At 52.8% G+C, this 12609-nt stretch carries 6 protein-coding genes; 1 reads left to right on the forward strand and 5 read right to left on the reverse strand.

Annotated features, from left to right (window positions below):
- Position 1: 1 nt before the first annotated feature.
- The 3 genes from P8N76_09370 to P8N76_09380 all read right to left on the reverse strand — a co-directional run bounded on the left by P8N76_09370 (position 2) and on the right by P8N76_09380 (position 5938).
- Positions 2 to 2917 (reverse strand): DNA translocase FtsK 4TM domain-containing protein, encoded by a 2916-nt coding sequence (locus P8N76_09370; GenBank protein ID MDG2381873.1) that lies wholly within the window; start codon positions 2915 to 2917, stop codon positions 2 to 4.
- Between the two features lie 274 nt (positions 2918 to 3191).
- The gene (gene truB, locus P8N76_09375; protein MDG2381874.1) at positions 3192 to 4145 is read right to left on the reverse strand and encodes a tRNA pseudouridine(55) synthase TruB; all 954 of its coding nucleotides are present in this window, start codon (positions 4143 to 4145) and stop codon (positions 3192 to 3194) included.
- Positions 4146 to 4465: 320 nt separating this feature from the next.
- On the reverse strand, positions 4466 to 5938 hold the full coding sequence (locus tag P8N76_09380) for an aldehyde dehydrogenase family protein (protein ID MDG2381875.1): 1473 nt from the start codon (positions 5936 to 5938) through the stop codon (positions 4466 to 4468).
- 280 nt (positions 5939 to 6218) lie between these two features.
- On the opposite strand from P8N76_09380, the gene P8N76_09385 reads away from it, so the two are divergent.
- On the forward strand, positions 6219 to 9443 hold the full coding sequence (locus tag P8N76_09385; GenBank protein MDG2381876.1) for a response regulator: 3225 nt from the start codon (positions 6219 to 6221) through the stop codon (positions 9441 to 9443).
- 32 nt (positions 9444 to 9475) lie between these two features.
- On the opposite strand, the gene P8N76_09390 is transcribed toward P8N76_09385, so the two are convergent.
- Positions 9476 to 11833 (reverse strand): HEAT repeat domain-containing protein, encoded by a 2358-nt coding sequence (locus P8N76_09390; GenBank protein MDG2381877.1) that lies wholly within the window; start codon positions 11831 to 11833, stop codon positions 9476 to 9478.
- A gap of 136 nt (positions 11834 to 11969) precedes the next feature.
- On the reverse strand, positions 11970 to 12521 hold the full coding sequence (locus P8N76_09395) for an NUDIX domain-containing protein (GenBank protein ID MDG2381878.1): 552 nt from the start codon (positions 12519 to 12521) through the stop codon (positions 11970 to 11972).
- Positions 12522 to 12609: the final 88 nt, after the last annotated feature.

The raw sequence follows: 12609 nt of genomic DNA on the forward strand, positions 1-12609 counted from the left end.
GTCAGGCTTTCTCGGTCTCGTATTCTTCTTCGTCATAGGCGTCGCCCTCGTCGTACTCGTCGTCGCCCTCGTCGTCACCTTCTGGCTCGTCGTCGCCTTCTTCGTCGGCAGCGGCCTCTTCATCGTACTCGTATTCCTCGACTTCATAATCTTCGTCTTCGTATTCGTCGACGAGATCCTCTTCTTCTTCTTCTTCTTCTTCTTGGCTCGTCACGTCGTTCGGCACGGATTCATTGTCGGCTGGCTGGTTTGCCAGTTTGGCTTTGACGGAAGGACGTCTGATCTTTCGACTCGTTTCTTCTTCATGCTCCGTTTGCTCTTCTTCTTCGTCCTCGGAGCAATCGCTAGCTGCGTCGGTTGGCGTGGACGATTCGTCCCAGGTTTGGGAGGGGACGATTTTGTTTGAGCGTTTTTTCTTAAGTGCTGTCGGCTCTTCCTCCTCGACGGCTTCAGCCGACTCTCCCCCTTGGAGTTGTTGCCAATCGCTCAGTGACATCACGACCTCGCGTGCTTGTGAGCCGTTGTAGGGGCCGACAATTCCATCTTCGGCCATGAAGTCAATCAGTCGCGCGGCGCGACCGTAACCGATGCCCAGGCAGCGTTGTAAGAGGGAGACGGAGCCTCGGCCTTCGCGGATGACGATGTCGACGGCACTTTCGTAGAGGTCATCTCGTTTTTTGAGTTCACCGCCGACCGCTTGATCGGGTTCGTCAACTTTCATTTGAACAAGTTCTTTGACAAAGTTTTGCTCACCCGTGCTGACGCATTCCACAACCGAATTGATTTCGTCATCCGTCAAGAACGTACCTTGCCCACGCAACAGAGCGCTGGTTCCTGGCCAGAGGAACAGCATATCGCCATTTCCGAGCAGTTTGTCGGCGCCCATTTCGTCCAAGACGACTCGACTGTCAGTTCGACTAGCGACTTGGAAAGCGATGCGAGCGGGTAGATTGGATTTGATCAGGCCGGTGATGACGTCAACCGTTGGTTTTTGAGTGGCCAGGATCAAGTGAATTCCGACGGCCCGGCTTTTTTGAGCCAAGCGAATGATGTGTTGTTCGACCTCTTTACCGGATGTCATCATCAAGTCTGCCATTTCGTCGGCGACGATGACGATGTAGGGCAAGTGCAGCGGGATTGCCTCTCGTTCCTCATCTGACAATTCCAGCCGTTCCATTAATTCTTCTTCGCCCAACTGGTTGTAGCCGCTGATATGTCGGACTCCGGCGCGAGCAAGCAGTTCGTAACGTTCCTCCATTTTGTCGACGGCCCAGGCCAGAATGGCTTCGGCTTTGCGCATGTCTGTCACTACTGGATGCATCAGGTGCGGCAAAGTTCGATAGCCGCTTAGTTCGACCATTTTGGGGTCAATCATTAGCATCCGGACTTCGTCGGGGCGACGGGTCATCAGAATCGAGGAAATGATCGCGTTCAAACAGACACTTTTTCCGGTACCCGTTCTCCCCGCGATCAGCAGATGAGGGAGGGTAGAAAGGTCAACCGTCAGAGGGTTCCCAGACACGTCTTTGCCAAGGAATAATGGGATCCGCATTTTTTTAATGCGACCGTTTGATTCTTCCATCACCTCACGCAGTCGCACGACCTGACGTTGTTCGTTGGGTACTTCGATGCCCACGGTGTTTTTGCCTGGAATCGGCGCGACGATCCGAACACTGGGAACACGCAAGGCGATGGCCAAGTCGTCCGCCAGGCCAGTGATTCTTGAGAGTCGCAGTCCGGCTTCGAGTTCGATTTCGTATTGAGCAATGACGGGGCCCGTTTCGATCTCGACTACCTTGACTTGGAAACCGAAGTCTTTGAAGGTTTTTTCCAGGATGCGCGCTTTTCGCCGAACTTCTTTTTCTTGTTGGTCGAACGAGAAGTCTTCACCTTCAATTAACAGGTCGATGTCGGGCAGTTGATATTCTCTTGTATCCTCCTGCAGGCTCGCTTCGTTGAGTTGTTCTATCACTTCCTCGCGAGCATCTTTCTCGGGAACCTTTCGGACACGTAGGGCGGGAGTCGCCTTCCCCATCAATTTGCGAAGTCCGGAAGCAGCAGAGGAGGGCGCTGGAGCGGGTTCTTCCTCTTCGAATTCGTCTTCCTCACCCTCTTCTTCGTATTCGTCTTGATCTGCTTCGAGCTCGGCTTCTTCTTCTTCTTCTTCTTCTTCGTAATCATCCGTCGCAGCTTGGTCCTCCTCCCAGTCTTCGTCGCAATCCTCTTGCTCGGCTTCGACTCGTTTACCGCCGATTCGAACCGCTAACGTTTGCACGTCATTATCAACATCATTCTCGATGGTTCTCTTCTTCGACTTGACTTGACGACCGCGAGAACGATCGAGGGCAGCTCTTCCGACTTGCCAGCCCATCTGGAACAGCACATAGTCAGTCCACAGGATCAGACCGAATAGCGTGATGCTGAAGGCCAGAATCAAACCTCCCACGGTGGCAAAGTGCGTGGTTAAAACCGCATTGCCAATTGCTCCCACGTAGCCTCCCGGACCGATCATTGGGCCGGTCCAAGTCGCCGGTCCGATAATTGAGATCATGGTGGTCAAACCAATCAGTGTGAGAAACCAACCAATGATACGGACGACGGGTGCCGATATTTGTCGTCGGCAGAGCAGGTATCCGACTAGCGTCGCCAAGGAAAGGACGAGGAAGTAGGCACCCCAGCCAAAGGATCGCAAGAGCAGATCTGCTGCTAAAGCACCTGACTGACCGCAGAGATTCGAAAGGGATTCTGGAGCCGGATAGACCAGCGCGTCTGGCTGATAAATCCGATTAAGCGGAAACACAGGAACCTGAATGGGATCCGTTGAGTGATAGCTGGCCAGCGACAATCCCAAGAAAATCGTGACCGCGAGTAGGGCCAAAGCAGACAGGTCGAGTTGTCGGTCTCTATCTTCGAACATGAACGCGCTCTTACCTCATGTCAATTCGGCACAATCGCCCTCGTGGCGACTCGTGTTGCCCGCGCGTCCATGCAGCAACGGCTCCTATTCCCTCGTTCCTATCGTTTCGGCATGCGAGGGTAAGGGGCATGAGAGATGAGCTGCGCCGTCGCAAGACTTTGCCCAACTGTCAATGTTCGAAACGCGGTTGTCAGAGTCATGATCGACAAAGTTTGTCATTTGACAGCACGGAACGACGAAAAGAACCGATCGTATCGGCTGGTCGGATCACGGATTACCGTTTGTTGGGACGGGCGGAGAAATTCCGCACAGGAATGAACTGAGGGGAAGTTTGGTGATTCCCATCGCGTCGCTGCAAGATGGCCAGCAGTTCCCCCGTTTCGTTCACTGCAGCCAGTTGCGGCGATTCAAAGCCTTGATAGCTCACGGCTCGGCCCGTTTGTAAGAGAATCTGGTCGGCCGGGTTGATCAGAATCTGGGGGAGTTCGCTGACGGCCTCGACCGGAGGAATAAGCTGATCCGGCAGACTCTCCCGCGTGATCTGCTCCAGTGGGATGGCTTTTGAGAGCTCAAAATGTCCGATTGCCGTTCGGGTTAAAGCCGACATGACCGCCCCCGTTGCCACGGCAGCAGCCAGGTCCCGACCCAATGATCGAACATAGGTGCCGCTGCCACACCCGATGACCAACGTCAATTCAGGGTAGCAGTAGGATTCAATTTCAAGGTGATCGATGCGAATGGGACGGGCGTTGAGCGTGAACTGTTCCCCCTCACGAGCTCGTTGATAGGCCCGTTTTCCTTTGACTTTCAGCGCTGAATAAGCCGGTGGCCGCTGTAGGATTTGGCCGACAAATTGGGGGATAGCGGCGGCGAGTTCGGTTGGTGATGGAATGGACACTCCGTCCAGCTCATTAACCGTGCCCAAAATGTCTTCCGTATCGCTTGTTCGTCCGAGCAAAAAGGTGCCCCGATAAGCCTTGGGCATGCGTTGGATGAATTCGGTGAGTCGAGTTGCGGGACCGATGGTCACCATTAAAACGCCATTGGCCAAAGGGTCAAGAGTTCCCGCGTGTCCGACTTTGAGCGGTTTGACAATTCGCTGTACGTGATTCACGACGTCGCGCGACGTCAGGCCTTTCGGTTTGTTGACGTTCAGCAGGCCAAACACAGTATATTTCGTCAGTGGGTGGGGAGGATCGAAATGGCGATTGAGGCTCTCTCGTGCCACTTAATGATCCTAACCTGATCCGCGAACAAAGGGAACCGGTTGAAGTTTTCGCCGAGGTGGCCGTCGAAAGATAGTCGTGGAAAGGTGGCCGTGCCGGCGCAAAAAGCGACCCACGCCGACCAGAGATCGGCGTGGGTGGGGCAAGGGCTTAGGAAGACCCGCTCGAAGCAAAGTCCTCCTATCCACTATGCTGTCAGAAATAGCGATCTTGGCAAGCGAATGGCTAAGTGGCTAAATACGTTTCTCAAATTCAGTCACCCACCTCACCCCATTGAGGGTTTTCGAACTTACCATTGAGTCGGGTGGATCAGTCGGGTGGATCAGTCGAGTGCTACGGTGACGGTCTTCGTTTCGAGGTAGGCGTCGAGCCCTCGAGCACCGAGTTCACGTCCTTTGCCAGACATCTTGAAGCCGCCGAAGGGAGCCGCCGCGTCAAACACGTCATAGCAATTCACCCAAACGGTGCCTGCTCGCAGGGCGGCTGCCATTCGATGAGCTCTGCCAATATCTCTCGTCCAGACTGCTGCAGCCAGTCCATAGAACGTGTTGTTACCCCGTTCAATGACCTCGTCCAGATCGCTGAATTTCAGGATCGACATGACGGGTCCAAAGATTTCCTCACGCGCGATTCCCATTTCGTCCGAGACGCCTGTAAAGATGGTGGGTTCAACAAAGTAGCCATGATCCCCATGGCGTTGCCCGCCCACTCGACATTCGGCTCCTTCCGATTTTCCTTGTTCGATGAATCGCATGATTTTGTCGAACTGTTGTTGGTCGACTTGTGGCCCCTGTTCTGTCTCGGGATTGAGCGGATTGCCCAGCTTTCGATCTTGATTGAAACGGCACAACCGTTCGACAAATTCATCATGAATTTCGTCTTGGACGAAGACTCTGCTTCCGGCACAACAGCATTGGCCCTGGTTGAAAAACAGTCCGAAATGGGCACCGGCGACAGCCGCGTCGAGATCCGCGTCGGCGAAGACAATGTTGGGACTTTTCCCGCCGAGTTCGAACGTCAATCGTTTCAGCCCATCGGCGGCGTCTCGCATGATCGTTTGGGCTGTGAGGTGTTCGCCTGTGAAAGCTATTTTGTCAACGTCAGGATGTTTGACGAGAGAGGCTCCTGCCGTCGGGCCATAACCGGGGACGACGTTGATGACTCCATCAGGAAAGCCGGCCTTTTGTGCCAAGCGTGCCATTCGCAAGCAGGTAAGCGGTGTTTGTTCGGCCGGCTTCATCACGATCGTGCAACCGGCCGCTAGCGCCGGTCCCCATTTCCAAGCCACCATCAACATTGGAAAGTTCCAGGGGATAATTTGGCCAACCACACCGACCGGTTCTTGACGTGTGTAAGTAAAATAATCGCCGCGAACGGGAATCGTTTCACCTTCAATTTTGTCCGCAAAACCTGCGTAATATCGCAAGCAATCGATGGATAGTGGTAGGTCGGCGGCGCGCGAATCGCGGATTGGTTTGCCGTTGTCGAGTGTTTCCAGGGCCGCAAGTTCTTCGGACTCAGCTTCGAGCAGGTCACAGAGTCGATGCATTAACGCGCCTCGGTCCCGCGCGTCCATACGACTCCACTCGCTGTCTTCGAATGCTTGGCGTGCGGCTTTGACTGCGGCGTCAATGTCGTCGGCATCCCCTTCGGCCACATCGGCGATTCGTTCTTCGTTGGCTGGGTTGATGGTGGCAAACGTTTTTCCGCTTTGAGCGGGAAGCCAATTGCCGCCGATAAAACACCCTGTCTGGCGGATCTGTGGTGGTTTCACGGCGAGAGAGGCGGTGGCCATGGTACGGATCTCCTTGATCACTGAGGGGGAGTGAATCAAAACCTGCAACGGTGATGTCCTTGAGCCAGGCAGCCAATGAATTACAACTTGCTACCATTCTTCCGGGCATCTCCATAACGATACCGGGTTTGAATTGTATCGGACAGCGGTCAAGCGGAGTATACTCATGGCACAATTATCGTGCCGCGGTTGAATTTAACCGCGATCGGGGATGTCGGGCCCAGTCCGCCTGCAGCAAGGGCCTAATGATTGTGATCTTCTTAAATCGTTCGTGTGACTCATGAAACTCGTTACCAAGTTACTGGTCGTCGTTTCCTTACCGGCCGTCTTGATTTGGCAGGTGGGTTACTATGCGATGAACGTGAGTAAGCGAACGTTGCGAGTGGCGATCGAAAGGCAGTCGGACTCACAAGCCGAGTCGCTGATGGATGAAATTGACCGAGTCGTGTTAACACATCTCGCAAATTGGCAAGCCTATGCCAACGGTCAGGTGGTGCAAAACACTCTCAAGCTATCCAATTCATCCTTTGCTCAGCTTCCGGATATGAATTTCTACATTGATGAGCAAGAAAAATCGTGGATACATGCCACGGACAACGAGCCGACTGATCTAATGATTGAGTTGGCGAGTAACGCTCTTTCTCTCGATTTAATCGCTTGGCTTGCCAAGCTTGGTTCGGTTCAGGGTCGTCCGGTCTATGGGGAAGTCTTTGTTACAAACGCTTTCGGTGTAAACGCGGCTCAGTCGAGTCAGACGACGGACTTTCTCCAGAGTGACGAGAGTTGGTGGGCGAAGGCTAAGTTGGATGGCATATTCATTGGTGATGTGGAGAGAGATGAAAGCTCTGGGGTGGAAGCGATCGACCTTTGCATTGCTGTCCATGATGAAAACGACGAATTCCTTGGTGTGCTCAAGGCCGTATTGGATATTGCTGAGATTCGAGAATTGGTTGACGAACGGGCTCAGGAATCGAAGACGACAATCGTTCTGTTGGACCGTCAAAAACGTGTGTTGTGCGAATCTTTGAGCGGTTTAGGGTCGGAAGATGATTTTGCCGGAACTGAATTGCAGCCCGATAATTTAAAGGGCTTAATGACGATTGACGAACGGTATCAAAATAAAGATCTCGAGGAGCTTTTTAGCACGACTGAGCAAACTTACGATTCGGTCAAGGAGCGGCCCCTTTTGCTCGCTTACGCCGAATCTACGGCGCGTGGTGGAATGCCTTCATTGCCGTTCGGTATTATCGTCGAGCGAGATGCTTACGAAGTTTTGAAACCCGTGGAGGACTTGGAAAATCAGATCCTCCTGATTGCCATTGGTGCCTCGTTAGCCGCCCTCATGTTTAGTGGCGCGATTGCGCTCTCGCTCTCTCGTCGAATCAAACAATTGGTTAACGCGACGGAAGCTGTTTCGGAAGGGGATTTGAGCAGTGAAGTGGTCGTGCCAGGAAATGATGAACTTTCTGGATTGGGACGTTCTTTCAACGCGATGAAGAGTGATATCAAGCGGTATGCCAACTCACTGGAAACTACGAATCACGAGTTGGCGGTGGCCCGAGATGCCGCGGAGGCTGCCAATCAGGCGAAAAGTGATTTTCTCGCCAATATGAGCCACGAGATTCGCACGCCGATGAACGCCGTGATTGGTATGACCGAGTTGGTTCTTGATTCTAAGCTGACAGCACAGCAGCGTGAATACTTAGCCATTGTGTTGGAATCCGGTGAGTCCTTGCTCACGATCATCAATGAGATTCTTGACTTTTCCAAGATTGAAGCAGGTCGACTTGAAATCGAGCAGGCACCGTTTGAAATCCACGAACTGTTGGGTGATACACTCAAGTCTCTCGCATTTCGAGCCCACTCGAAGTCTCTCGAATTGGTCTGTCAAATTGACGAGAACGTACCAGATGTGCTGCTGGGGGATGCGGTGAGGTTGCGTCAGATTCTGACTAATTTGATCGGAAACGCGATCAAGTTTACTGAGCAAGGTGAAGTGCTTGTTGATGTGAGGCAACTGAAGCGAACGAATGATGATGCTTCTGTCGAATTCCGTGTGACGGATACTGGGATCGGCATTCCGGATGAAAAGCAGGCTGATGTTTTCGAGGCCTTCAATCAGGCTGACCCTTCCACCACTCGACGGTTTGGTGGCACCGGACTTGGCTTGGCGATCTCCTACCGTCTCGTCGAATTAATGGGAGGAGAATTGCAGGTCAAAAGTAGTGAAGGGAAGGGCAGTACTTTTGCCTTCGCAATTCAGTTGAAGTTCGATCGTCGAAAACAGCAAAGAAACTCACAGATCGAATTTCGAGATGTGAAAGGGTTGTTGGTCGATGATCACAAAATGAATCGACAGATTCTTGAGCGGATCTTGGAACGGTGGGGTATGGAAGTCCACAGCGCGAAAACGGCGGAAGATGCGCTACAGCTGCTCCGGGAACATCACCAGCAAAACAAGCCGTTTCAGATCGTCATCACCGATATGAATATGCCAGATGTTGATGGCGTCGAATTGTGTGAACGCATTCGTCACGTCTATGATGATCTTGTGATTGTCGTTTTGGCTTCCAGTGATCGAACATTCAAGACAAAAAGACTGAAACAGCTCAACGTGCAAGGGCGGTTGCTAAAACCGGTTAAGCAATCGGAATTGCGATCCACCGTAGCCATCGCAATCAATTCGCAAATGCCGGATTCGGAAGGCATTGCACCCGAATCCGAATTGCTGGCACCCTCAAACATTCTGTTGGCCGAAGATGGACTTGCCAATCAAAAACTGGCAGTCGGATTGTTGACCAAGTGGGGGCACCAAGTCACCGTGGCCAATAATGGGCGAGAGGCGGTGGAAAAACACGCTAGCGGCGAATTCGATGTCGTTTTGATGGACGTCCAAATGCCTGAAATGGATGGATTAGAAGCAACTCGTACGATTCGTTTGGCGGAAGCGACGTTCTCGAAGCAGACACCGATTATCGCCTTAACGGCAAGGGCGATGAAAGGCGATCGGGAAAAATGTCTGGAGGCAGGCATGGACGCGTATGTTTCCAAGCCAATTCACAAACAGGAACTGAACGAAGCCATGGCGGCTGCGATGAAGAAAAGGACTGGAGAGACAAGTTGGGAGGCACCCGAATCGCTGCTGCGAACCCCAGCAGAAGATTTTCCAAATTGGGATCCGACCGTTGAAGACATCGGGTCCAATCGGAAATTGATGTTAGAGGTCATCGAACTCTTTGAACAAGAATGTCCGCAGTTGATGCAGCAACTAGAACTCGCAATCGCAACAGACGATGCTCAGACGATTCGCCGCGTGGGGCATACACTCAAAAGTATGTTGCGAACGTTGGGGATGCCAGAGTTGCAGACTTGGGCTGCGCGTGTTGAGGAGGCGGGTGATCAGGGACGTGCTCAAGACGCGGCCTATTTGGCTGTCGGATTGAAGCACAAACTGGACGAGCTATTCGAGCAGATCGATGAGTTCAAAAATCATCGGTCGTCCTAAATCGGTCGTCCTAAACCTCCCATTTGCTTTGGTCAGGGAGGTGTGTTGGCCTGACGAGCTTGCAATCGAAATCGCATTTCCAAATCATTCAAGGACGGGTTCTCTGGCTGAAGCTGGCGAAGTGCGCCCAGGCTTTTGATGGCCTGGTTCCATTGGCCGAGTCGTTCGTAGAGTAGCGTTAACGCCATGCGGAAGTCGAAATTCTCCGCGTCTAATTCGCATGCTTGTTCCAGCTCAATCGCGGCCTCACTCATTTTTCCGTTGAGATACAAAGACAATCCGTAGCGGTAGTGAACATTTGCTAAGTCTGGAGCCATTTCCGCATCACGTCGCAATAATTCTAGCTCCTCGAGACGAAGTTTTGTCGCACCGCCGCGATCTCCCATTTGTTCCAAAAGAGATGCGAGATTGCTGCGGGGGCCGGATACATTAGGTTGGACATGAATCGCAGCTCGATAATAATCGATCGCCTCTTGGGGGCGGTTCATCCGTTCCGAAAGTATCCCCAAGGCCATTTGGGCGCCCGCTTGATCAGAATTGAGTTGCAGGCCTTCTTGGTATTCATCGAGAGCCAGTTGAAAGGCACGCTGGTCTTCGTTTGTTAGCTGTGAAATCGGCACACCGGCAAGCACGCGCGCTGCCTCGGTGCGAACTAGTCTCGCCGGATCCTGAAGCAGCGGTGTAAGTCGATTGATCAGCTCTCGCGGTGGTTGTGTTTCGAGATAGAGAATTGCTGCGGCACGCAGCTGAGGGTCTTTGTCTCGGAGGGCACGATAAGCGATTTTGATTGCATCTTGGCTGTTGTAACGTTGAAGTTCTAGCAACGCACTGGCTCTTGCAATGGCTGGGTAATCGCGTTCCTTGGCAACTTCCAGCAATTTGGGGATCGCGTCGGTTTGGCCATTCCAACTCGCTGCGATTCCGGCGGCGTAGTGTGGACGTTCTTTCTTGCCCCACCATTTTTCAAACCATTCGGCAGACCAACGATTGACGCGATCAATCTCTGCTGCAACTTCCTCGTCGCCTTCACGAGCAGCAGCCAGCCATTGCGAATAGTGTTGCAGTTTCTCGCGTTTTTCGGGCGCGATACGCTTCGGGTCCAAGTGGCAACCCGTGCATGCGTTTGGCGTGTTCAACTCTACCGAAAGGTCCGGACGTGGGGCTCGTAGACTATGGTCACGACGTAAGTCGATGTCCATATAGGGAGTCTCTGGCATGTGGCATTCCACACACTCCGCACCCGTGGAACCCACTGGGTGAAAGTGATGGCCGCTCGTGTCGTATTTGGCAGGTGTATGGGTGTGGCATGAAACGCAAAGTTGGTTGCCTTCTGCTTTGAGGCGAGTCGTATGAGGGTCGTGGCAATCGGTGCAACGGATGCCTTTGTGGTACATCTTGCTCTGGATGAACGAGCCGTAAACATAAACCTCATCTAAAATCTGACCGTCCGCGTGGTAGACGTTGGGCCGAATTAGCTCGTTGTGAAAGCAGTCGTAGTAGTTGTCGAAGCCCTGATTTGAATGGACAACGCGACGTCTGGAATGACAAGGAGCGCAGGTTTCAATTTGTGCTTTCGAATCCGTGCCTTTGAGTTTTTTGAGTCCGTATCCTAATTTCCGATCCCAAAAGGGTGATTTTGCTTTTGCCAGTTGAACGTGTAGGCTGCCCGGGCCATGGCACGCTTCACAACTAACGTCGATCTCTGAAAAGGTCGTATGATAGGTGCGGGTTGGCACATCATAGTTTTTCTTCAAATTCGTTGAATGGCATTCCGCACACATGTGGTTCCAATTTTGAGCCGCGTTTGTCCAATGAAGTGGGTCATCTGGTGACAGTTTCTCTTTTACATCGGGCGGCGAAAGATAAAACCATTCTTGTTGGTCGCAGTCCCAAGAAATGCGAAGGACTTGCAAACGCGAGACTTCATGCGCGGGCATCTCTTTGGGTCGGTCAAATTCGACCATGTATTGTTGAAGCGGTCGCACGCCAAATACGTATTTGACGTGAAAGTCCATCATGGAGCCGTCCGGGCCTTCGGTGTGTACCATGTAGCGATCGCCATCACGATACATGCGAGAGACAATTCCATAATGTTCGATTTCAGCATTGTCAAAATCGCCCAGTACCGTTTCCGGCGTGGCAAGATCCATGGCCAAATCGTGGTCGGAGCCTTCCCACTGCTTCATCTCCGTCGCATGGCACTCCGCACACGTATTTCGACCCACATAGCTGGGGGTGGAATCCGCCGGTAATCCGACCCACCAATCGGCGGCCAGGTAGCTCGCTGCCAGCAAGGGGAAGCTGAAAAAAGCCAACCATAAAAGGATTTTTTTGCGTCTTGGCGAGGAAGACGAGTTCGAAGGCGTTGGCTGCTTGTGTCGTTTGCCCATCAAGAATTCAGCTTAAGAAGGGGAGCATCGGGGTGAGTCGTTGGACGTGTCCTCGGCTTCCATTATACCGCTTTACCTTGTGCGGGCCCATGAAGGGAGTTGCGGAACGACTCAGGGGCAGTCCAAGCGGGATGTGTCAGCCGTTTTGGGTGGAATGGAGTCGCACCTGTTGACTCGCGACAGCGGCCAGAAAGTGACGGTTTGTCAGCAACAGACCCGGCAAATAGAGCACTTGCTCGAGAGTCAGCCAATGAAGCGATTCAACCTCGGCGGGATTCGGAATGAAGGGACTTTGGGGTTGCAGGTTGACTTGCCACCAGCCAAGCCGCGTCCCGCTCGGTGTTTCACATTGCCAAATACGGTGCAGAATTTGAACCGAAGCCGAAAGTTCTTCGTCCATTTCTCGAATCAAGGCGATTGTTTCGGTTTCCCCGACTTCCACACCGCCACCGGGAAAGCAATAGGCACCCGGTGCACGTACCCGTTGTGAACGCCGAATTACGAGGAAACGGTCGTCACGGTAAAAGACGCCGACCACGCCTCGACGTGCTGGCTCGGTTTGAGCGGTTGATTGGCACATAAACGTGACATTTCGTCGGGGAGAATCAGGAAGAACGGGCGTATTGTATGCTCTTTGCTGCACGCTGGCGACGCGACGCGCCTGTTGTTTTTCTGTCACGTGCCCCATGGTGATTCGAGGATAAAACGTTGCGTCTGGGCAACCGGACACACTCACGGCCGCTTTTCAGGGGGGCATAAGCCGCTAAAATAAGCCG

This window comes from Pirellulaceae bacterium, from assembly GCA_029243025.1.
Lineage (GTDB): Bacteria > Planctomycetota > Planctomycetia > Pirellulales > Pirellulaceae.